Here is a 21,672-nt window from a genome sequence, read left to right as displayed (position 1 = left end):
GGCCGTTGCGCATACAGAAAGAATTACAGGAAAAAGGGGTGACAGCGGAGGCGATTGAAGGCTGGCTCGATGTTTCGGGCCGCGAGTGGCTTGAGGACATCCGACGCGTACAGCGCAAGAAATTCGGCGCGCGGCTGCCCAAGAGTTATCCGGAGCGCGCCCGCCAGGCCCGCTTTCTCCAATACCGCGGTTTTACTTATGATCAGATACAGAAGGTTCTGAATCCCCACGGGCAGGATTGATCCGCCCCGCGCCATGAAAAGCACCGAAATCCGCAAAAAATTCCTCGACTATTTTCAGCGTCACGGCCACACCGTCGTGCCGTCCAGTTCGCTCGTGCCCGCAAACGATCCCACGCTGTTGTTCGTCAACGCCGGCATGGTGCAATTCAAGGAAGTGTTCCTGGGTCAGGAGAAGCGGCCCTATGTGCGCGCGGTCAGTTCCCAGCGCTGCGTGCGCGCCGGCGGCAAACACAATGACCTCGAAAACGTGGGCTACACCGCGCGTCATCACACCTTCTTCGAGATGCTCGGTAACTTCAGCTTCGGCGATTACTTCAAGCGCGAGGGCATCCAATACGCCTGGGAGTTCCTGACCAAGGAATTGAAGCTGCCGGCGGAGCGGCTGTGGGTAACTGTATATAAGGATGACGACGAGGCTGCCGATATCTGGCTGAAAGAGCTGAAAGTGGACCCAAAGCGTTTCTCGCGCCTGGGCGATGCATCCAATTTCTGGCAGATGGGCGATACCGGCCCCTGCGGCCCCTGTTCCGAGATCTTTTACGACCACGGCGCGCAAATCCCCGGTGGCCCGCCAGGCAGCCCGGACGAGGATGGCGACCGCTACGTCGAGATCTGGAATCTCGTGTTCATGCAGTACAACCGCGACGCGAAAGGCGTGCTTACCCCGCTGCCCAAGCCCTCGGTGGACACCGGCATGGGACTGGAGCGCATAGCGGCGGTGCAGCAAGGCGTGCACAGCAATTATCAGATCGACCTGTTCCAGCATCTGATCCACGCGGTCATCGAGGTTACCGGCGCTTCCGAGCGCCAGAATCACTCGCTTAACGTCGTTGCCGATCACATTCGCGCGGCGGCATTTCTTATCACCGACGGCGTGTTGCCATTGAACGAAGGCCGGGGATACGTGCTGCGGCGCATCATCCGCCGCGCCATCCGTCATGGCCACCGCCTCGGTGCGCGTGAGACCTTTTTCTACAAGCTGGTCGCGCCGTTGTGTCAGGAGATGGGCGATGCCTATCCGGAATTGAACAGCGCGCGTCCGCAAATCGAGCGCGTCCTGCGCCAGGAAGAGGATCGTTTCAACGAGACCCTGGAACAGGGATTGAAGATTCTCGAAGAGGATTTTACCGCGCTCAAGGGCGACACCATTTCCGGCGCCACGATTTTCAAGCTCTACGATACCTTCGGTTTCCCTGTGGATCTTACCGCTGATATCGCACGTGAGCGCGGGTTAATGCTCGACATGGAAGGCTACGAGCGCGAAATGGAGGCGCAGCGCGAGCGCGCCCGGGCCGCCTCGACCTTCAAGTCGGCCGCGGTGGTGAACCTGGAAGCGCGGCGCGATGCCGAAACCGCGTTTACCGGATATGAATCCATACGCGATCAGGCAGTCGTGCAGTCGATTCATGTGAGCGAGTCGCCGGCCGCGTCGATCAAGGCCGGACAGGAAGGGGTGGTTTATCTCGACCGTACTCCGTTTTATTCGGAATCCGGTGGTCAGGTGGGCGATCAGGGTTGGCTGCGAACAACGACGGCAACTTTTATTGTGCAGGATACGCAGAAGGGCCATGCGCATATCGGCAAGCTGGAAAAGGGCGAGCTGCGTGTCGGGGATCGCGTCACCTGCGAAGTCGATGGAGCCAAGCGCGCCGCCACGGCCTGCAACCATTCGGCGACGCATCTGCTGCATGCGGCGCTGAAAAAAGTCTTGGGCGCGCACGTGCAGCAGAAAGGTTCGCTGGTCGAACCCGCGCGGCTGCGGTTCGATTTCGCGCACTTCGAACCGATGACGCGCGAGCAGCTGGATGAAATCGAGCGGCTGGTCAACGATGAAATTCGCGCGAACGATCCGGTCGAGACACGTGTCATGCCGATCGCCGACGCCATGGCCTCGGGAGCCATGGCGTTGTTCGGCGAAAAATACGGCGAGAAGGTGCGCGTCGTCGGCATGGGCGGATTCTCCACCGAGTTGTGCGGCGGTACTCACGTCAGCCGCACCGGCGATATCGGACTGCTCAAGATCCTGTCCGAGGGCGGCGTGGCTGCCGGCGTGCGGCGCATCGAGGCGGTGACCGGCGCGGGCGCGCTCGCTTACATCGGCGAACTCGAAGCCCAGTTGCAGAAGATCGCCGACCTCGTGCGCGGCAACCGCGCGGAAGCGGCGGGGAAGGTGGAGCAGATCCAGGGTCGCATCAAGAGTCTGGAAAAGGAATTGGAACAATTGCGCGCCAAGCTCGCCACTGGCGGTTCCAAGGATCTCGTGGCCGAGGCCAAAGAGGTCAAGGGCATCAAGGTGCTCGCCGCCCAACTCGATGGGATGGATGCGAAGGGTCTGCGCGAGACCCTGGACAAGCTGAAGGACAAACTGGCGCCCGCGGCCATCGTCCTGGCGTCTGTGATCGACGACAAGGTCACGCTGATTGCCGGCGTGACCAAGGATCTCACGGGGCGCCTGCATGCCGGCGAGCTGGTCAACCAAGTGGCCTCCGGCGTGGGCGGCAAGGGTGGCGGCCGGCCGGACATGGCGCAGGCGGGCGGCACCAATCCCGCCGGTCTGGGCGCGGCGCTCGACGGCGTGCCGGCCTGGGTTGAGCAGCATTTAAAATAAGACTTTTCACTAAGTGAAACTGACCGCCAGGACGCCTGCGGTGGCCGTGCACAAGCCCCGCGCCGGTGGTTTACTCGCGCCGGAAAAGCGGGTTTAATTTGCGCCCTTTGTTGCCTCTCTCAGGGAAGGTCTGATTAAGTCCCCCGTTCGCCCTGAGCTTGTCGAAGGGTGAACGGGGAATAACGCTAATTGCGGGTGATTCGTCCATTCGTGGTTCGACAGGCTCACCACGAACGAACTTAATCAGAGCTTCCTTAGTCAAATAACATGGCCTTGATCGTCCAAAAATACGGCGGTACTTCCGTCGGCAACGCCGAGCGCATCCAGGCGGTTGCCGAGCGCGTCAAACGTTTCCGCGGACAGGGTCACGACGTCGTGGTCGTGGTGTCGGCCATGAGCGGCGTGACCGACTCGCTCATCAAGCTCGCCAAGGGCGTGCACAGTGAGCCGCCGGCGCGCGAACTGGATGCGCTGCTCGCCACCGGTGAGCAGCAAACGATCGCGCTGTTGTCCATGGCGCTGGAAAAAATCGGCTGTCCGGCGCGTTCCTACACCGGCTATCAGGCGCGTATCCGCACTGACAGCGCTTTCGGCAAGGCGCGTATCATGCAGATCGATGAAAAGCGCATACACGAGGACTTGAAGAAAGGCCTGGTCGTCGTGGTCGCCGGCTTTCAGGGCGTGGATGAGGACGGCAACATCACCACGCTCGGCCGCGGCGGTTCTGACACCACCGGTGTGGCGCTGGCGGCCGCGCTCAAGGCGGACGAATGCCAGATTTATACCGACGTGGACGGTGTCTACACCACCGATCCGCGCATCGTGCCGCAGGCGCGGCGCCTCGATCGCATTACCTTTGAGGAAATGCTCGAGATGGCGAGCCTCGGCTCCAAGGTATTGCAAATCCGTTCGGTCGAGTTCGCCGGCAAGTACCGGGTTCCGCTGCGCGTGCTGTCGTCCTTCGAGGAGGGGCCGGGCACGCTTATTACTTATGAGGAAAACGAAATGGAAGCGCCGCTCATATCAGGTATTGCGTTCAACCGTGACGAGGCCAAGCTCACCATCCGCGGCGTGCCGGACAAGCCTGGCATCGCCGCGCATATCCTGGGCGAGATCGGCAAGGTCAATATCAATGTGGACATGATCGTGCAGAACGTGGGCGCCGATGGCACCACCGACTTCACTTTCACGGTTCATCGCGGCGATTATAAAAAATCCATGGATGTACTCAAGCGCGTGTCGCAGGAACTGAAGGCGCGCGAGGTGACGGGCGACGACAAGATCGTGAAGATCTCCGTGATCGGTGTCGGCATGCGTTCGCATGCCGGGATCGCCAGCCAGATGTTCAAAACCCTGGCCGATGAAGGCATCAATATCCAGATGATTTCGACCTCCGAGATCAAAATTTCCGTGGTAGTCGAGGAAAAGTACCTGGAACTAGGGGTGCGTGCCCTGCATAGCGCCTTCGGTCTGGAAAAACCCAAGTAGTCCGCGCCTTAATCCCCCCCAAGCTGGCACAGAAGCTGCATAGATACAGCCAGACAGGCGAATACAGCCGGGTTTAAGGGGGGTTTCCCTCGTAATATCCGTAAGTTAGCTGACAGCCGAGCGGCGATGTGCCGCCTTAGGCGAGTACAGCAGACGGCAAAAAATGCCATATCGCCCGTTGCCATGAGATGGTTTGCCAAAAACCGTCATGAAGACGCAAGGGGATAAAGTGTTGAGGAGCCGGTTAAACCAGGGGTGGATGACCGGGCAAAGGGATAAGGAACGTATGGAATCAGGCAATACTGAAAGGAGTGCAGGACAATGCTGATACTTACTCGACGCATTGGAGAGACCCTCAACATTGGCGACGATGTGCAGGTCACCGTGCTAGGCATCAAAGGCAATCAGGTCCGGATCGGTGTGGCTGCGCCGAAAGAGATCCCCGTTCATCGCGAGGAAATCTACGAGCGCATCAAGAAAGAAAAGGAAGCCGGTATAGTGCATCCCATGCCCGGCATGGCGCAGGGCGGCAGCAAAGGTTAGAGCGACCGGGTTTTTGCTTTACGTTATTTGAGTGCACAGGTATCCTTGCGGGCGCGTTTGCGCTTGCAAGGAGAGATGGCCGAGTGGTCGAAGGCGCGCCCCTGCTAAGGGCGTATGGGACAAAATCCCATCGAGGGTTCGAATCCCTCTCTCTCCGCCAGCTTTAGGAAAGAGGGCCATGGCCCTCTTTCCTAAAGCTAGGTGTACGAAGTGGATTCGAAACCTCGATGAATTCATAAATCAGGTTCGACAGCATAGCGAAGCTATGCTGAACGCCGGAGCGTAAGTGACGGCGGCCCCGAAGGGGTGAGGGCCGCAGGCCCGAATAATCCCCTCTCTCTCCGCCATCTGTTTAAATACCCGGGTTTGCAGCCTGTTTTCCAGGCGGCTGGCTCATTCAGTAAGCCTGGGCAGCGCAAGAAGTTTAAGGGATGAAACGTCTCTCTTCGCTTCGATATCCAGTCTTCTGCCACGCCTGTGACATGAAAATCACGGATGTATTTCACGTTTGACACAACTAATACCGTTATGACGCTTTTTTTGCAGCGTCCCTGTCGAGTATAATCCCCGCCATTCACGTCATGTTTTTGCGCCCGTAGCTCAGCTGGATAGAGTACCTGGCTACGAACCAGGTGGTCGGGAGTTCGAATCTCTCCGGGCGCACCATTTTCAATCACTTACGACACATCAACAGCGACCTTCGCTGCGGGTGTGCCGGAAAGTGTGCGGAGCTTACAAAGATTCTCCGCGTAATCCGCCAAGTGACCCGCTGAGAGATGGGCATACCTCAGTACCATCTCAAAACAACTCCACCCACCCAGCTCCTGCAGGACTTGCAGCGGCGTTCCCGACTGCACATGCCAACTGGCCCAGGTATGGCGTAGATCGTGCCAACGAAAGTCTTTGATGCCGGCACGAACTAGCGCCTGCCTCCATGCCTGCGTATTCACTTCCTTTACCGGCCTTCCGTGGTACGTGAAAACGCGCTCCGGATGAATCCCCACCTGACGCCTTAACACCAAGACTGCCTCAGCATTAAGCGGGATCGCCAGCGCCTTCTTGTTCTTGATCTGGTCATGGTGAATCCAAGCGACACGCCGTTCCAAATCCACTTGCGACCATTCCAAGCCAATGACGTTTTCCTTCCGCAGCCCCGTGGCCAGACTGAAACGCGCTGCTTCCGCGATATGGCCGGGAAGCTCCGAAAGCAGTCTGTCTGCTTCCTCCTTCGTCAGCCACCGGATGCGGCGCTTGGGTTCTGGCAACATCCGCACAGACGGCGACGAATCCAGCCAGCCCCATTCACGTTCTGCACACCGCAGGACAGCCCGGGCCACTTCCAACACACGGTTTACCGTGGAGTTAGCAACACTCTCGGCTTTCCTTGCCTGTGCCAGGTTGTCCAGCACGTCACGGTTGATCTCGTCTAAGAACCGGCCGTAGAGATGTTTGTGCAGCCAGCGCAGATGCAGTTTCTGATCCTTGAGGGATGAAAGATGCGCCCGTTCTGTCAGCCACCGCTCTACAGCCTGTTCCCAGCGATACCGGGGGCGCTCGTCTAACTTGGCCTGACGCCACAGCTCTGCCTTGAGATTTGTTTCGTACTCCTCAGCTAACTTCTTGTCGGTAGTCCCAGCAGAGTGGCGTATTTCCCGTCCGTTAACGGTGATACGCACCCACCAGAGCTTCGACTTACTTCTTTTGTAGAGTGCCATAGGGTTTTCTCCTGACCCTGCGGCACCTGCCGAGAGGGAACATAACGCGAACGCAGCCAGCTTGCCAAGTCGTCTTCGATGAACAGCCAACACTTGCCGGGCTTTGCGGCGGGTAATGCACCTTTAAGCGCAAGGCGTCGAACTGTCTGCGGGTGCATTTTGAGAAACGCAGAAGCTTCTCGCAGGTCTAGGGTTTTCATCGCCGCTTCCCCTTAGCCGAGTTAGCCAGGAGAAAATCAACGTAAGGCGCCAGCCGTCGCGGGACGCCATCACGCCTGAGGAGATCGACCACAACGACAGCATCTCCGTCGTGCATCTGCATCAGGAGATTGATTAACGGTCCGCATGATGAGCGTGCGTGTTCAATAGAACGCTCAAGCGAAATTTCCGTGATTTTGCGGATCGTCTTAGCCTTATCCTGATGAGCCGACAAAAAGCGCAGACAAGGAAAGGAACCAGAAAGATAGTCGCCGGGTTTTGTCAGCACATCCCAAGGAACGTGGCGGTTTTTGCCGCGCAGCTCAAGTTCCACCCGCACCCAAGGGCTTTGGGGATCGCCATGCTTTTTGCCTTTTTCGTAGACACGCAGAAAGTTTCCGTTAGTTCGCTTGCCGATATAGATCGTGCGGCCCCCCTGCAGGTTGTCCCAATCTCCGTGGCGGCAGATCGAGGGCGAACACCCACCACTCCCAAACCCACCCGCGCGATACCAGGACAGGGCTGTCTCAATGTTGACAGCCTTGCCCTCGAAATCATCATGGGCCAGGTCAACCCGTTTAATGATGGCCCCGAGTTCCTCACCCCATCTTTTCAAGCGATCCCAGTCCGGAACACGCGCACAGCCATTGGCATTTACGGACACATGAACAGTTCCACGCTGAGAAAGACCCCCGCAGCCAACCAACCCAAATCCATTCATGTCATAACGTTTGTCGTAGCCATACCAGCCAGCACGTGTTTCAAGGAAATGAGAGATTTGAAAATGCTCGTCGAGCTGCTTGAACAGCCACGGCAAATCCGTGCCGGGAGGAGGGACAAGAGTGAAAGAGAGCCAATCCACATGCGCGCACTGGCTACGATCCTCAGAGTATTCCCCCCGTATTACTAGACGGGGGGAATCCGAACCGTGCGCCAGCCCCGGTGCCGCATGGTCTACAGAAAGGGGCTGCATGGCTGCGCCATGTAGCCCCTTAGCCGCGCCACTCGTCATGTCGCTGGTGGATGCGCCGGGATTCTCAGTCAGTTCAGTACCGGCAGATGCGGCGCTCGCGCATCCCTGCGCACGTTCAGCATCAGTGCCGCTACATGAAAGGGGCGGTGCATTACTGCTGGAAAGGGATTTATTGGCGTCAGCTCCGACGCCAGGACGAATAGAACAGCCGAAACAAACAGGTAAATCTGACATGGTGCCTCCACGAAATTTCGGCGTGGGGTCACCATCATTGACGTAACCCCATCGCCATAGATTGCGATGAAGTCACAAGTGCGTGTGCAGTTCCTATGATTTTCCCATCTCTCCAAAGGCCTGCAACTTATCGTTACCTTTGGGACCCGGGCTGCTTTACTCCCCTCGGAGGAGGAGCGCTACTTTGGGCACTTTGTCTTGACGTCTTGTAACAGATTGCACCTTAAACGCGCAGAGTTATGCTGTCAAGCAGCGGCGCTGTCCTGCGTGTATCAGTTTGAATTTGATGGCCCTGTTTCCGTGTTATTTGAACAAAGACAACTGGTCCGAGTCTTTTCGGTTCGGAACGAATGGCTGGAGACGGCCAGAAGTGGAAGTTGGCGAACGGACAGCTTTGGATAAGTGTAGTAACATGCCATGCCCTTTCTGAATTGTGCCAAAAGCAATATTCGGCAATCGTGTTCAGGTTGGCTCGCCGGATCGGCCAAACTTGATACCATAAAACGATGGACGTGATTTAACCGTTTCGAGTCATTGAAAAACTGTGCTCAGAATACGATAATAAATTACAATTGAGGTTAGTGATAAATGAGGGGTTAGAAGTGGCAGAAAAGGACCAAAAGGTCACACTCGTTTTTATCATCAACGGCCAAGACTATCCCATTGAGGCGAATGTGCACGCGCCGCTCATGGAAGCTGTGCAACGAGCGCTTGCTAAAAGCGGTAATACGGGCCGCCCACCTGATGAATGGGAAGTCCGTGATGCCAGTGGCGTGTTGCTAGAGAAGAATCGCACACCTAAAGATCTTGGCTTACTTGAAGGGGTTCGGCTCTTTCTAAGCCTACGTGTCGGGGCAGGCGGCGTTGACCAGAGTAGCCCCTGAGGTTAGTCGGCTCAAGTTTGAGCGTGATGTAAAGCGATTAGCTGAACAGCAAGCTGATTTACAACGTCGCGGAATTTTTGTATTCGGCACACCAGCCTATCCGATAGTCGAGCTAATCTTTGTGCCGCGCCATCCTTTGCAAGTGGCCATTGCGACACAACTACCCATTAATATCGAACTGTCTCCAGGTACGCCTCCAGGAACAATCGCAATGGCCGTTGCAGCGTTGCCGAACATCTCGGCTCAAGCTTTCAAAGCGCGATTCGATCTTACTGATTATGATCTGCGAGCACCTTCATTGGAATTCCGTAATCTATGGACAGATGAGCTTCTGCCATATGGCGCCATGTTTCGCGCTTTCGAATACGAAAAAGACCGGCAAGCACACCTTGTTTTACTAGACGATCACCCAGCTACTCACAAGCCCTTCCTTTGCCTACGCGGTATCAGGGAGTACCACGAGCATCCTCAACATTCTGGTGATGAATGGCTGCTATATCGAACGGAAATGAGCCTTTTTTCGATTGTGATGTCTCTGTGGCGAGCGAGCATCGATATTGTTCACCCCATGCTTGTTCCCCACCCCACTGGACTTCAAGTTCAATGGCATGCAGAGGAGAAGGCCTGAATGGCACTGGCTCCTTTTTTTGAACGCATATACGGTGCACTCGGCGGCCACTTAGCCATTTCGCGACAGTCGCTGACTTTGGCGCTTGCAAAGGTGACCGTCGGTATCCGATGTGGTCCGAATCTCAGCAGGAATGATATTTGGATTGCCGAATTATCGACGAATTTGTTGGCCAGACTTTATCCGCGAATTGCCATTTCGGGACAGGACGATAACGTCTCGGCGTTGCAAAAACTTGCTAAAGAGATCAACCCAAGCATTGGCTTAGTAAAGGATGCGCCTGACGCGACAACCATATGCATCGGATCGGCAACCGCAGATGGCGCAATTTATCCAAACGTGAGTGGTTGGGTCGCTCGCGTCAATCACACACCATCGCAACGCGTCGGCCCGCCGAACCCCTATGCCGCTGGTGCGGCAGCAGCTTTGGCATGTGCCGAACTTTTTAGACGCATCTTTCTTAAGAGCGAGGCAGAGCGAGATGTTTCGGTGTCGCTGCTCAACTTCGATGAAGACACTGGCGCCAATCTAGAGCTCATAGACGCTGACATAGGCAACGTGCTCTTTGTCGGCGTAGGTGCAGTAGGTAATGCGGCGTTATGGGCACACACGCGCGACACCCAAATTCGAGGGCGACTCTGGCTTGTCGATGGAGAAGAGGTAACGCTTTCCAATCTTCAGCGTTATGTGCTTACTACTTTCGCAGATGTGGGGCGTTCAAAGGTTCTGCTGGGTCAAGCAGCACTTTCGGGAACCAGATTAACTGTAGAGCCGATACAGTCAACGCTCGAGCAATTTGTTGAGACACAAGGTGCTATCAATATCCCTGTGACGGTCGTATCGGTTGACAACGTGGATGGTCGCCGATCAGCTCAAGCGTTGTTGCCACGGCTCGTTATAAATGGATGGACGGGCGACCAGGCACTCGGCACATCTTGGCATATCTTCTCGCACGATGCCGCCTGCCTTGCGTGCCTCTATCATCCACACGGTCAGGGAACTTCTGCAGTTGAACAAGCGGCAAAAGCCTTGGGCCTGCCACATGATCGGGCAGCTATTCTCTGGGTAACACGACAGCCACTTTCAAGTGATGACATTAAAGTCATAGCGAATTCGCTAGGGGTGAAGGAATCAGTACTGAAACCGTGGCGCACTAAATCTTTAGGCGACATCTACACTGACGTGGTGTGTGGGGCTGTGCCGCTCGACGTTACGGGCGTGGGCAAGGTCGAAACAGTTCCACTCGCGCATCAATCAGCGCTCGCTGGCATCCTTATGGCAGCAGAACTGTTGAAGCGAACTCAGCCAGAACTTACGGCCCTTTCGCAACCAGAACCTCTGATTTCATGGGATGACGTTTTGCGCCCACCGCCACCAATCTGGAGGAAACCGCGGGCTCGTGAGAAAGGCTGTATCTGCAGCGATTCCGATTATCAGAAAGTATACGCGCAGAAATGGGAACCTAGTTTACAAACCACTTCAATCTAGTTCGCCAGTATGGCTGACCGATATGTAGGGGTCGGTCTGAACATCCCAGTGCCGGTGCCCCCTATCCCAACGCCATGTTACGCCATAGTAATCAATTGGACATGGCCCCTTCCAGCCGTGAATTTTTTCACGTGCAAACACGTAACCGCTTCGCCATTCTGGTTTTTCGATTTGCTCAGGAAAGCAATCGGCAGGGGGAATAAAGTAGTACTTACCCTTGATTTGCCAGCCTTGCTTACGCGCTTCCTCAAGCCCCTCAGATATTTGTTCTACAGGTACCTGATCTAGAATTGGCGGCTTGGGGAGCCAGCAGGGTTTATTATTTGGGTTGCCCGGCTTCGGCGGGAATAACCGATCAAGATGACGCCACGGATCGAGGTCTGGCACGGCATACGGATGAGAGTCGTATTTTTCCAGAGATGCGAGCACTCGAGAAACAGTGCCTTTCCGATCTTCGCACTGAATCTCAATTTCATCCGTGGCCTGCCATGCTGGCCGACGGACTTCAGGGAAGATAATCTGCGGATTTCTCCAATTTTCAAGATGTTCTAATTCGTCACGCAATGCACATTTCCAGCTATCTCTAAGCTTCGTTGGTTCAGGAACTGGACGCGCCAAGCAAATACCATCTGTATCTCGAGTGCAATGGCGTAGAAGCCTTATAACAGGGCCGAATCTGCTTTGTCCTTTGCGCCCTTTGAGGGCAGTCCAAAATATATTGCACTCTTCGTGATCAATGAACGGAACAGGTTTCAACTCCGTTCTTGCTAAAAGATCGAGAAAATCTAGAATTACTTTATAGGGAACCGAATCTGAGCCGAGCCCCTCCTCAATAGTCCACGGGTAATCGAGTAGCAATCTCGTCATGAGTGGGTTTCACGTGATTGCCTTACAGCATTGATTTGCATCTCCGTTTCATAAGCTTCTTGAAGGAAACCCTCAGGCCAACGCAACTCCTCATCGTACCCCAGGCCCACTGGGCGAGGTTTACTACAGAAGCCATCCTTCTTCGGCTCATCAATAAAATACACCGCAATCTTGTCCATCAAGCTGGGATCCTGTGCTGCACGAAGACGCAAACGATGAAAGAACATTTCTGAGTGTGTCTCGACGAGTGAAGTTTTACCGGACAACGCTTGCGAGCAAAAGAAATCTGCGAGTTCACCTTGCGGACGCGGATGTAAATGCGCTTCTGGAAGATCGACGATGAGCAAGCTGTCTTTAGGCTGGAGTAAACCCGCGACCAGGACGGGAATTACCTGGCTGACACCAAAGCCGATCTCTGTAATGTCGTGTGATCCTTGTTCTTTAAGAGTCGCCCGTAGTTTCACGCGGTTATCAAGAGCGGTTGGCGGTACAGTTTCGATGGCAGTCGCGAGGGTTAGCCGAGAGAGCCAAGCTCCAACTCCCTCGAGTAGCGTTTTCTGTTTTGCCTTCCATGAGGAGTCATTTTTTCGCGCCTCATCAACGCTTTTCGGGATATAAGGGGGCTCGAAATAGGTGACCTGCTCGGATCCTTTTTCGTGAAGAATGCTAGGTGTCCACTCCCCGCTATATCCGATTTGCTGCTTTCCCGCGTCGTGTAGATATCCCCTCGATGGCCGTTTTCGCGTGGCACGCAAGTAAGTAAGATTTTCCAGCAAAGAACGCAGGCTTTCTCTGGCTGCACCACTCAAAGTTTGCTCCTTGCCTGTCGTAGGTTGCACTACCGTGAAGACGCTTAATCCCTTAAGAATAACAGACCAATCATCTTGCCACTGTTGCACGTTGAGCCTTTTTAGCTTTATCGGCGCGCCAATTTCGGGCGGAACGGGTACAACACTTCCCGGTACACCAAGTGGTTTTACAATCGTCGTGGGTTCTGAAGCAACGGTCGATGCATTCTGCTCACCGCTCACTACTGTGGCGCTTGTCGGAGTGCTGGTCGCGCGGCCCTGCTCGCTCGGATGAAGAATATAGCTGATCAAAAGATCGGGTGTGGGCTCCTCCAACCCTCCGAACCCAAGTTCAAGCCAATCTCCGCTGGCCGTCTCCAGTCCGATACAAACTGGACCCTCGGCCCCCACTGTTCTTAGATCGCTTGTTTTTCCGAGGTCAACTGGCCATGCATCTGCGAATTTGACCGGCGGCGTCAACGAAACCGGCCCTGGTGCCCCGGCCGCATATAACTTGTGCGCATGCGCCATTGCAGCCAGAGCGTGCCCAAATGCAGATTTCCCCGCGCTATTAGGGCCGAGCAGAACCGTGAGCGGTTTCAATTCAATTTGCACGTCTTGAAAACCGCGAAAGTTCTGAAGCCTAATTGTTTTAATGTTCATTGATCGTCAGTCACTTCAAAAAGAGTTCCAACTTCTCTTGCGCTCACCTCTAGCCAATCACGACCATGAAGCCTGTATACAGCCCAAGAAGCAGGGTCTGGTGGCGCTCTTCCAAAATCTGGAACGACAAGCGACAAGCCACCTTCGACAGTAACGATTGCATATCGATCATCGGCCTCAGAATGATAGGCCTCTCGCGGATGACTATGCACCTGAGCGATCAAGCGTAATCCGGTTTCTGAGAGATTTCGGTTTAATTCAAATAATGTTTCACTGTTCACGAAATAGCCCACGCCATCTTCGCTGGAGATGGCTTTCTGCTTAGGAACGAATGCCTGAATGACATGGGCCTTCCCCGTGTTGGGCTCAATCTCACCCACCCAGAGCACGAGAACCTCCCAGCCATGAGAACCAAATTCCCGCATGGTCTCTAGCATTTGGTCGATGGTCGCACGCTTTACAGTTATGTGCCGAAGAGGGTTTGGTTGATTGGCTGCCATCTTTGATAAGATACCACAACTCTTTTGGACTGTGGTGAAGCATGCAAGCGCGTGTATTACATAGAGATTGAGTACCCATTTTCTGGAAACACGAATGACCGCAACGGGTAAGATCAGAAGCTGTACTTGATGAATGACTGATTTCTGGAAGAAAATATTTAAGATCGACCGTCTCCTTTGGGTCGAAATCTGCCGTTTAGTAACGGCTAACTGTGACTGCTGTATTCCGGTGTGCCGGAAAGTGTGCGGGATTTCCTCATCTCATCGTCAAATTACCGCTCGTTATCACTCACAATGCACAGTGGCAGGTGCCGTAAGGCGTTGATTTACATTTAACTGTGCAGCATATAGTGAACTACGAACCAGGTGGTCGGGAGTTCGAATCTCTCCGGGCGCACCATATCAAACACAAAGGCCACCCCATGGGGTGGCCTTTGTGTTTGATCCGTGGTTTTCCGGGAGAGATTCGAACTCCCGATAAAATCATAGGCCTGTTCGACGAGCCGGCGCAGCCGGCCGAACGTCGGAACGCTGCGAGAAGTGGCGCAGGGATGCGCCGCTTACGGAGCTAAGGACGCACGGCGGCCCGCAGGGCGAGAGCCGCAGGCGATAAATTGTTCTCGCCCGGCCCGCAGGCATAGCCTGCGGGCGTTCGGCTCGCGCAAAGCGATGCTTTGCGCACGACGCTCGCCTCACCCAGGCGCACTAAATATCAAAGCCCGCGCAAGCGGACTTTTGTCTTCTCCGAACCGCTGTCGGCCGGGATGAGTTCCGACTTTCAGCCTCGCCAGCAATGCCCTACCGCATTGGTAGAATATTATTTGTGTCAATTTCATTTGGAATTTCGTTGAGCAATATCAAAATTATGACTCAATCTGTCTACCCAGCTGCTGTTCCTTATTCAATCGGTCGGCGTTTGTTGAATCAGTGAAACAGACGATCATGTTCAGGAGCAAATTTATTAAACATTGACAAGCATCAAAGCAGTATAAGCAACCGATTATATACTTCGAAAATCAAGGCGGGACGTAATCGAAATTGACAGGGAGGATCGAACAGGTACTTGAACTTCTTAGGATCTCACAAGACTCCTAGGTTACGAATCGTCCTGATTACTTATGTATTTTTCGCCGATAGAGAAGGACGTTGCATCAAAATATCACAGGTAGAAATTAACTGACAAGACAGCCTGGTTTTTCAGGCCGCCACCTGAGCACGCACGAGGGCATTTATGCGAAAACAGGAAATGAGTCTTGATGGGTACGAAGGCAGTGCCGGCGGTGTTACGCGGCGCGAATTTCTCAAATTTTGCACAGGCATCGCCGCAACGTTAGGCATTCCCGCCATGGGCATGCAGATCGCCGAGGCGGTTACCAGCAACAAGCGACCGCCCGTCATCTGGTTGTCAGCCCAGGAATGTACCGGTTGCACCGAGTCGCTCCTGCGTTCAACCCACCCGACGCTTGAAACGCTGATCCTCAACACGATTTCGCTCGATTACCACGAAACCCTGTGTGCCGGCGCAGGTCATCAGGCCGAAGCCTCCAAGCAGGCCTCGATGAAGGCCAACAAAGGAAAGTATCTTCTGGTGGTCGATGGTTCGATACCCACCAAGGACGGCGGTATCTATTGCAAGATCGCCAACAAAACCGTGCTGGCACATCTGCAAGAGGCGGCGGCGGGTGCCGCGGCCATAATCGCCATCGGCTCGTGCGCATCGTGGGGCGGCATTCCGTCCAGCGGTCCGAATCCCACCGGCGCCGTGGGCGTTTCCAAGATTATCAAAGACCGGCCAATCGTCACCATTCCCGGTTGCCCGCCGAACCCGTACAACTTCCTGGCCACGGTGCTGTACTTCCTCACTTTCAACCGCCTGCCGGAGCTGGATAGCAAGGGCCGTCCCAAGTTTGCCTACAATCGGCTGATACACGAGAACTGTGAGCGCCGTCCGCACTTCGACGCCGGTCGTTTCGCGATCGAGTTCGGTGACGATGGACATCGCCAGGGCTGGTGCCTGTACAAACTCGGCTGCAAGGGGCCTGAAACTTACGCCAACTGCCCGGCCATTCTGTTTGGCGATGTTGGTCCCGGAGCGTGGCCTGTGGGTACCGGTCATCCATGCTTTGGTTGTACCGAAGAAGGAATCGGCTTCACCAAGGCCATCCATCAACTGGCTGACCTCAAAAATGTGACGCCACCCACCACCTATCCACGAATCACTGAAGACAAAGGAAAAGGGGCAACCGTAGCAGCAGCGGCGTTGGTCGGAGGCTTGGTCGGCGCGGCGGCGGTTGCCGGAGTCAAGTTCGCGCGCAAACTCCCCGAAAGCAGTGACGAAGCTTCTGAGGGCAGGAGCGATAAGGAACGATAGGAGCATAGATCCGTGGCTCTGAACCGAAGAGATTTTCTTAAAGTGGCAGCCGCCGCCGGTGCGGCAGGCGCGGTGGACACCGCCAGCGCGTTTCAGCGCGAACCCAAAACCATGCCCCCCAATGCCGTGGGTATGCTCTACGATGCGACACAGTGCATTGGCTGCAAGGCGTGCGTGGCGGCGTGTAAGGAAGCGAACCATATGCCGCCGGAGCACGATGCCGGCAAGAGTGAAGTCATGTGGGATGTACCGATGGATTTATCGGGCAAGACCCTGAACATCATCAAGGTGTATCAGGATGGCAACGTGACGCAGAAGGATCGTGAGATTAACGGCTATTCCTTCGTCAAGCGCCACTGTCTGCATTGCGTGGATCCCTCCTGTGTATCGGCGTGCCCGGTGTCGGCCATGACCAAGGATCCGAAAACCGGCATCGTCGAGCATCATAAGGATCGGTGCATCGGCTGTCGTTACTGCGTGTATGCATGCCCGTTTGCCGTGCCCAAATTCGAATACGATGGTCCCTTTGGTCAGATCCAGAAGTGCCAGTTTTGCGCGCACCTGCAGGCGAAAGGGCAACTGCCGGCTTGCTGTGACGTATGCCCGACCGGCGCGTCGCTGTTCGGCCTGGTGGAGGATCTGAAGAAAGAAGCGCAGCTGCGGCTTTCCAAAAAGCCCGGCGAAAGCCACCGGTTTGCCCGCGGCAAGCTCGGCGGCAACCGGCCGGCTCAAGATGGCACGATTGCCAATTATCAAAAACATCTTTACGGCGACAAGGAGCTGGGGGGCACGCAGATTCTGTACCTGTCCGCTGTGCCGTTTGAAAAAATCGGTCTCCCAACCAACGTTCCCGAGTACGGATATCCCGCCATCACCGAAGGCATTCAGCATACGCTCTATAAAGGAATGCTGCCCCCGTTGGCGCTGCTCGCCGGGCTGGTCTATCTGGTCCACCGCACCGCCGGCAAACCCGATGAGAGCGGGGAAACGCCCCGCAAAACGAAGGTTAAAAAGGAAAAGTCATGAGCGCTCATGAACCTCTTGGCGGAAGGATATTAACCAAACCTTTTTTGGCGTTGTCGGCGTTGGCCGCTATCGCCCTGGTCATCATATTGGCGCGATTCGTGTTCGGTCTGGGCGCGGTCACGCACATCAATGACGGTTATCCCTGGGGCATCTGGATCGTGGTCGACGTCATGATCGGTACCGCCTTCGGCTGCGCCGGATATGCCATTGCCCTGGTGGTCTATGTGCTCAATCGTGGTGAGTATCATCCCTTGGTGCGGCCGGCAATGATGGCGGGGCTGTTCGGCTATGCGCTGGCCGGCGCGGCGGTTATTGTCGATCTTGGCCGTTACTGGCAGATGTACACGCTGTTCCTGCCATGGTACGTCCAGACTAATTCGGTGATGCTGGAAGTAGCTTGGTGCGTGATGGCATATGTCGTCGTGCTGGCGATCGAGTTCTCGCCGGCGGTTCTGGAACGTTTCGGACTCGTCGATGCCCGCAAAAAATTATCCAAAGTGTTATTTTTCTTTATCGCCGTGGGCGTGCTGCTGCCCACCATGCACCAATCTTCCCTGGGCACGATGATTGTGGTATTGGGCTACAAACTATCACCGCTGTGGCAAACCCAGCTATTGCCTTTAGAGTTCCTGGTGACCGCCATACTGATGGGTTTCGCCATCGTGCCCTTCGAAGCCATATTGGCGGCCAGGGGTTTTCGTCGTCCGATTGAAACGCGGATACTGGGAAAACTTTCGAGCTTCACCGCCTTGTTATTGGCGGCTTATCTGGTGATCCGATTCGCGGATATTATTGTGCGCGGACAACTGGGGGCGGCATTCACCATCAGCCTGGAAGCCGGCATGTTCTGGCTCGAGAACGCCTTGTTCGTGCTGGCGCTGGCCATGCTGGCCCGGCCGGCGTATCGCACCAATCCGCGCATGATATTTATCGCCGCCGTCGTATTACTGGTGGCAGGATCGATTTATCGGATCAATGCCTATCTCATTGGCTACCATCCGGCCGCCGGCTGGAATTACTTTCCTTCGGTCACCGAGATACTGGTAACTGTCGGCATGTTTTCAATCGAAATCCTGCTCTATCTGTTGTTCGTAAAGCAACTGCCGGTGCTACCACGCCATGAGCGTGTGACCGCGGTTCAGTAACTGGAGGTATACCGTGACAAAACGAATCACCGTTGACCCAATGACCCGGATAGAGGGGCACCTGCGCATCGATTGTGAAGTCGATAATGGCAAAGTGGTCAAAGCCTGGTCTTCCGGACAAATGTGGCGCGGGATCGAACTCATCCTGCAAGGCCGCGACCCGCGCGATGCCTGGATCTTCACGCAACGCATCTGCGGCGTGTGCACGACCGTGCATGCCATCGCCTCGGTACGAGCGGTGGAAAATGCGCTGGCACTCGAGGTGCCGCTCAACGCGCAGTACATCCGCAATATGATGGTGTTAGCTCACGGCATACACGACCACATCGTCCATTTTTATCACCTTTCAGCCCTGGACTGGGTCGATATCGTCTCCGCCCTCAAAGCCAATCCGCGCAAGACATCGCAACTGGCGGAAAGCCTGTCCAGTTGGCCGCTGAACAGCGTCCACCATATGGAACAGGCGCAGGCGAAGCTGCAAACCTTCGTGAGCTCCGGCCAACTCGGCGTTTTTGCCAGCGGCTACTGGGGCCATCCGGCGATGAAGCTGTCGCCGGAAGTCAACCTGCTGGCCACGGCGCATTACCTGCAGGCGCTGGAGTACCAACGCAAGGCCAATCAGATCGTGACCATCCTGGGTTCCAAGACACCCCACATCCAGAACCTGGCGGTGGGCGGCGTGACCAACGCCATCAATATCGACAGTCAATCGGCCCTCGGGATGGAGCGCCTGTTCTACATCAAGACCCTCATGGACGAGCTGGGTGATTTTATCAACAACGTTTACCTGGTCGACGTGGCCGCCATCGGCGCGATGTACGCTGATTGGACAAAGTATGGATCGGGCGTGACCAATTATCTCTCGGTGCCCGATCTGCCGCTGGATACCAAGGGGACGAAATTCGAGTTGCCGGGTGGCTATATCGAGAATGGGGATTTGTCCAAGTTCAAACCGATCACCAGTTACCAGGACGCCTACTTTCAGAAGGGCGTGAAAGAGAGCGTCAAGCACGCCTGGTACAAGGGCGGGAAGGGGGCGCTCCATCCCTACGATGGTGAGACCGTTCCGGCGTACACCGACTTTCAGGATGACGGCAAATACTCTTGGGTCAAGGCGCCGACGTTCTACGACAAACGCGCTCAAGTGGGACCACTGGCCAATGTGCTGTGCATGGTGGCGGCGGGTCACGAGCCCACCAAGCGTTACCTGAACAAAGTGCTGGCCATGGCGGGGAAAGTTGCAGGTGGCCCGATTCCGGTCGCGGCACTGCATTCCACGATCGGGCGTCACGCGGCCCGAGCCGTACGCACGGCGGTATTCTACGAATCGCTGCAGAATCAATGGCAGTTACTGGTTAATAATATTGCCAAGGGTGACGTCGCGACGTTCAACCGTTTCGAGTTCCCGAAATCGGAAATCCGCGGCTTCGGATTCCACGAGGCGCCGCGTGGGACCCTTTCCCACTGGACGGTGATACGCGACGGCAAAATCGTCAACTACCAGGCGGTGGTGCCCAGCACCTGGAACGCCGGCCCGCGTGACGAGAATGACGCGCCGGGTCCTTATGAGGCGTCGCTGGTTGGCAATCCCGTCGCCGATCCCGAGAAGCCGCTCGAGGTTCTGCGCACGATACACTCGTTCGACCCATGTCTGGCTTGCGCCGTTCACATGGTGGATACCCGCAATCATAAAGAGATTGTGAAGGTGCAAGCCATTGGCGCGCAATGTGGAGTGCCTTTCTAGTGCATCTCGGAACAGAAAATAAACCACTCAGCGTCAAAAACCCGGCGGTGGGACGGAGTGTACTGGTGCTGGGGCTCGGAAATATTTTGTTACAAGATGAGGGTGTGGGTGTCCGGGTCGTGGAGCAGCTGCAGCGGCAGTATCGAATAGCGGGGGCGGTCGAAGTGCTCGACGGCGGGACGGCAGGCATGTCGCTGCTCGAGCATATCAGTAATCGCGATCATCTCATTGTGGTCGATGCCGTAAGGACCGGTCAGGCGCCTGGGACCGTGATCACGTTGAGCGGCGCTGAAGTACCGGCATTTTTTCAAAGCCGCGTGTCGCCGCACCAGATGGGACTGGCCGATATGCTGGCGGCCTTGGAACTGATGGGCGAAAAACCCGCGGACGTTACTGTCATCGGTGTCGAACCCCAGAATCTGGATGTCGGATTGGAATTGTCGGATCTCGTATCGACGCGCATGGATGCGCTCGTGGGACGGCTGGTGGGAAAACTTCGTTCCCTTGGTTTCGAGGTTGACGCGTTTGACCAACTTCAACGGGGCGCCGCATGACGTCGCAATCCTTGTGGGTGTGACGGAGTCAGCATGGAGAAATGCCCAAGACATGAGTACAAACTGGAGGCACTGCAATGAAAGTTAAATATTGGTCGGCGGCGATACTGGCAGTGGCCGCAAGTTTATTTGTTCCTATCGCGGCTGCGCACAACTTGGGTGCCCACGGCGCTGGTTTCGCCGCCGGTGTTGCCCATCCGCTGGCGGGTCTGGATCATATACTCGCGATGATTGCCGTGGGCCTGTGGGCGGCGCAGCTCGGAGGACGTGCGTATTGGAGCGTTCCACTTGCGTTCGTCGGCATGATGGTTCTGGGTGCGGTTGTCGCGGCGGCAGGCCTGACCTTGCCAGCGGTGGAATCCGGAATTGCGGCGTCGGTGCTGATACTCGGTCTTCTGATCGCATTCTCCACCCGCATGGCGATCCCGCTGGGCATGGTGTTGGTCGGCGTGTTTGCGTTATTCCACGGTCATGCGCACGGCACGGAGCTGCCGCAGGCGGCTTCGGCGGCGTCGTATGGCTTGGGAATGTTGCTCGCGACGATTGGCTTGCACGTCACAGGCCTGGGTGCAGGCATTTTGTTTCAGCGTGCTACCGTTCTGTTGCGGGTCGGGGGCGCTATGATCGCCGGCGCCGGCGCCTTGATGTGGGTAGGGATGTAAAAATGATCTTTCGGTAATGTCGTGGTTACCCTTTGCCAGTCAAGGTTGAAAAAGTACCATCAGACTCCCTGGCGACAATGACAGTATTTAGATAGTCACCGAAGTTGGCACCGACGTCCTGTCGTTGCCTATTACCAGCATGCACTGGAAAATGAACCTCCGTTATCACTAGACCCTTGGACCTAGTGGAAACGGAGGAGATAAAATGTTGTGCCAAATTTATGCCGTAGGAAATTTTCGCGGTACGGAAAACAGCGATTTACGTCGTAAACAAGAAAGTGGCCAGTATCGTAAGTGGCTGAGTTGTCTTAGGTTTCAACGCTCAAGTTCCAGCTACGAACCGGGCGGTCG

General features: G+C 55.6%; 19 protein-coding genes and 2 tRNA genes. 15 read left to right on the top strand and 6 right to left on the bottom strand.

Annotated features, from left to right (window positions below; translation table 11 throughout):
• The 6 genes from ACC569_RS05320 to ACC569_RS05295 all read left to right on the top strand — a co-directional run.
• Positions 1–242: regulatory protein RecX (locus ACC569_RS05320; RefSeq protein ID WP_372522460.1), on the top strand; the 242-nt coding region annotated here is incomplete at its 5' end.
• Positions 243–255: 13 nt separating this feature from the next.
• A complete protein-coding gene (gene alaS / locus ACC569_RS05315; RefSeq protein WP_372522459.1) occupies positions 256–2,850 on the top strand; it encodes an alanine--tRNA ligase in 2,595 nt (864 codons plus the stop codon).
• Between the two features lie 267 nt (positions 2,851–3,117).
• Positions 3,118–4,338: an aspartate kinase gene (locus ACC569_RS05310; RefSeq protein WP_372522458.1), complete on the top strand. Its 1,221-nt coding sequence runs from the start codon at positions 3,118–3,120 to the stop codon at positions 4,336–4,338.
• A gap of 321 nt (positions 4,339–4,659) precedes the next feature.
• Positions 4,660–4,881 (top strand): carbon storage regulator CsrA, encoded by a 222-nt coding sequence (gene csrA, locus ACC569_RS05305; protein ID WP_372522457.1) that lies wholly within the window; start codon positions 4,660–4,662, stop codon positions 4,879–4,881.
• A 69-nt stretch (positions 4,882–4,950) separates the two neighbouring features.
• A tRNA-Ser gene (locus ACC569_RS05300) sits at positions 4,951–5,041 on the top strand.
• 429 nt (positions 5,042–5,470) lie between these two features.
• Positions 5,471–5,547 (top strand) — tRNA-Arg (locus tag ACC569_RS05295).
• Positions 5,548–5,558: 11 nt separating this feature from the next.
• On the opposite strand, the gene ACC569_RS05290 is transcribed toward ACC569_RS05295, so the two are convergent.
• From ACC569_RS05290 to ACC569_RS05280, 3 genes are read right to left on the bottom strand one after another with little or no spacing between them, the layout of a single operon-like run.
• The gene (locus ACC569_RS05290) at positions 5,559–6,596 is read right to left on the bottom strand and encodes a tyrosine-type recombinase/integrase (protein ID WP_372522456.1); all 1,038 of its coding nucleotides are present in this window, start codon (positions 6,594–6,596) and stop codon (positions 5,559–5,561) included.
• Positions 6,494–6,796 (bottom strand): helix-turn-helix domain-containing protein, encoded by a 303-nt coding sequence (locus tag ACC569_RS05285; RefSeq protein ID WP_372522455.1) that lies wholly within the window; start codon positions 6,794–6,796, stop codon positions 6,494–6,496. The genes ACC569_RS05290 and ACC569_RS05285 overlap by 103 nt, the downstream gene beginning before the upstream one ends.
• Positions 6,793–8,001, bottom strand: a complete 1,209-nt coding sequence (locus ACC569_RS05280; protein WP_372522454.1) for a replication initiation factor domain-containing protein — start codon at positions 7,999–8,001, stop codon at positions 6,793–6,795. The genes ACC569_RS05285 and ACC569_RS05280 overlap by 4 nt, the downstream gene beginning before the upstream one ends.
• A gap of 602 nt (positions 8,002–8,603) precedes the next feature.
• Between ACC569_RS05280 and ACC569_RS05275 the strand changes: the two genes are divergently transcribed.
• The 3 genes from ACC569_RS05275 to ACC569_RS05265 are packed head-to-tail and all read left to right on the top strand — an operon-like array spanning position 8,604 to position 11,001.
• A complete protein-coding gene (locus ACC569_RS05275; RefSeq protein ID WP_372522453.1) occupies positions 8,604–8,885 on the top strand; it encodes a DUF2604 domain-containing protein in 282 nt (93 codons plus the stop codon).
• Positions 8,866–9,513 (top strand): putative metal-binding protein, encoded by a 648-nt coding sequence (locus tag ACC569_RS05270; protein WP_372522452.1) that lies wholly within the window; start codon positions 8,866–8,868, stop codon positions 9,511–9,513. Before ACC569_RS05275 ends, ACC569_RS05270 begins: the two co-directional genes overlap by 20 nt.
• The gene (locus tag ACC569_RS05265; RefSeq protein WP_372522451.1) at positions 9,514–11,001 is read left to right on the top strand and encodes an E2 ligase fold family C protein; all 1,488 of its coding nucleotides are present in this window, start codon (positions 9,514–9,516) and stop codon (positions 10,999–11,001) included.
• Here ACC569_RS05265 and ACC569_RS05260 read toward each other — a convergent pair.
• From ACC569_RS05260 to ACC569_RS05250, 3 genes are read right to left on the bottom strand one after another with little or no spacing between them, the layout of a single operon-like run.
• Entirely contained in the window at positions 10,993–11,868 is an 876-nt protein-coding gene (locus tag ACC569_RS05260) for a hypothetical protein (protein WP_372522450.1), read from the bottom strand. The two genes, ACC569_RS05265 and ACC569_RS05260, sit on opposite strands and share 9 nt — an antisense overlap.
• A complete protein-coding gene (locus ACC569_RS05255) occupies positions 11,865–13,319 on the bottom strand; it encodes an AAA family ATPase (RefSeq protein WP_372522449.1) in 1,455 nt (484 codons plus the stop codon). Before ACC569_RS05255 ends, ACC569_RS05260 begins: the two co-directional genes overlap by 4 nt.
• Complete coding sequence (locus ACC569_RS05250) at positions 13,316–13,819, bottom strand: Mov34/MPN/PAD-1 family protein (protein WP_372522448.1); 504 nt, start codon at positions 13,817–13,819, stop codon at positions 13,316–13,318. Before ACC569_RS05250 ends, ACC569_RS05255 begins: the two co-directional genes overlap by 4 nt.
• Before the next feature lie 1,231 nt (positions 13,820–15,050).
• Between ACC569_RS05250 and ACC569_RS05245 the strand changes: the two genes are divergently transcribed.
• From ACC569_RS05245 to ACC569_RS05220, 6 genes are all read left to right on the top strand, one after another.
• Positions 15,051–16,190: a hydrogenase small subunit gene (locus ACC569_RS05245; RefSeq protein WP_372522447.1), complete on the top strand. Its 1,140-nt coding sequence runs from the start codon at positions 15,051–15,053 to the stop codon at positions 16,188–16,190.
• A 12-nt stretch (positions 16,191–16,202) separates the two neighbouring features.
• Positions 16,203–17,216, top strand: a complete 1,014-nt coding sequence (gene hybA, locus ACC569_RS05240; protein WP_372522446.1) for a hydrogenase 2 operon protein HybA — start codon at positions 16,203–16,205, stop codon at positions 17,214–17,216.
• The gene (gene hybB, locus ACC569_RS05235; protein WP_372522445.1) at positions 17,213–18,361 is read left to right on the top strand and encodes a Ni/Fe-hydrogenase cytochrome b subunit; all 1,149 of its coding nucleotides are present in this window, start codon (positions 17,213–17,215) and stop codon (positions 18,359–18,361) included. Before hybA ends, hybB begins: the two co-directional genes overlap by 4 nt.
• Positions 18,362–18,374: 13 nt before the next feature.
• On the top strand, positions 18,375–20,105 hold the full coding sequence (locus ACC569_RS05230) for a nickel-dependent hydrogenase large subunit (protein WP_372522444.1): 1,731 nt from the start codon (positions 18,375–18,377) through the stop codon (positions 20,103–20,105).
• On the top strand, positions 20,087–20,659 hold the full coding sequence (locus tag ACC569_RS05225) for a HyaD/HybD family hydrogenase maturation endopeptidase (protein WP_372522443.1): 573 nt from the start codon (positions 20,087–20,089) through the stop codon (positions 20,657–20,659). The genes ACC569_RS05230 and ACC569_RS05225 overlap by 19 nt, the downstream gene beginning before the upstream one ends.
• A gap of 77 nt (positions 20,660–20,736) precedes the next feature.
• Positions 20,737–21,321, top strand: coding sequence for a HupE/UreJ family protein (locus ACC569_RS05220; RefSeq protein ID WP_372522442.1), 585 nt, complete (start codon positions 20,737–20,739; stop codon positions 21,319–21,321).
• Positions 21,322–21,672: the final 351 nt, after the last annotated feature.

The organism is Sulfuricaulis sp., assembly GCF_041499725.1.
GTDB lineage: Bacteria > Pseudomonadota > Gammaproteobacteria > Acidiferrobacterales > Sulfurifustaceae > Sulfuricaulis.
This window is presented reverse-complemented; position numbering and strand designations above follow the sequence as displayed.

What these genes read in the sequence shown, in the direction of transcription:
- alaS (WP_372522459.1), top strand. Translation starts at nt 256, where the DNA reads ATGAAAAGCACCGAAATCCGCAAAAAATTCCTCGACTATTTTCAGCGT.
- ACC569_RS05285 (WP_372522455.1), bottom strand. Translation starts at nt 6,796, where the DNA reads ATGAAAACCCTAGACCTGCGAGAAGCTTCTGCGTTTCTCAAAATGCAC.
- ACC569_RS05245 (WP_372522447.1), top strand. Translation starts at nt 15,051, where the DNA reads ATGCGAAAACAGGAAATGAGTCTTGATGGGTACGAAGGCAGTGCCGGC.
- ACC569_RS05290 (WP_372522456.1), bottom strand. Translation starts at nt 6,596, where the DNA reads ATGGCACTCTACAAAAGAAGTAAGTCGAAGCTCTGGTGGGTGCGTATC.
- ACC569_RS05225 (WP_372522443.1), top strand. Translation starts at nt 20,087, where the DNA reads ATGTGGAGTGCCTTTCTAGTGCATCTCGGAACAGAAAATAAACCACTC.
- ACC569_RS05280 (WP_372522454.1), bottom strand. Translation starts at nt 8,001, where the DNA reads ATGTCAGATTTACCTGTTTGTTTCGGCTGTTCTATTCGTCCTGGCGTC.
- csrA (WP_372522457.1), top strand. Translation starts at nt 4,660, where the DNA reads ATGCTGATACTTACTCGACGCATTGGAGAGACCCTCAACATTGGCGAC.
- hybB (WP_372522445.1), top strand. Translation starts at nt 17,213, where the DNA reads ATGAGCGCTCATGAACCTCTTGGCGGAAGGATATTAACCAAACCTTTT.
- ACC569_RS05265 (WP_372522451.1), top strand. Translation starts at nt 9,514, where the DNA reads ATGGCACTGGCTCCTTTTTTTGAACGCATATACGGTGCACTCGGCGGC.
- ACC569_RS05250 (WP_372522448.1), bottom strand. Translation starts at nt 13,819, where the DNA reads ATGGCAGCCAATCAACCAAACCCTCTTCGGCACATAACTGTAAAGCGT.
- ACC569_RS05255 (WP_372522449.1), bottom strand. Translation starts at nt 13,319, where the DNA reads ATGAACATTAAAACAATTAGGCTTCAGAACTTTCGCGGTTTTCAAGAC.
- ACC569_RS05220 (WP_372522442.1), top strand. Translation starts at nt 20,737, where the DNA reads ATGAAAGTTAAATATTGGTCGGCGGCGATACTGGCAGTGGCCGCAAGT.
- ACC569_RS05310 (WP_372522458.1), top strand. Translation starts at nt 3,118, where the DNA reads ATGGCCTTGATCGTCCAAAAATACGGCGGTACTTCCGTCGGCAACGCC.
- ACC569_RS05260 (WP_372522450.1), bottom strand. Translation starts at nt 11,868, where the DNA reads ATGACGAGATTGCTACTCGATTACCCGTGGACTATTGAGGAGGGGCTC.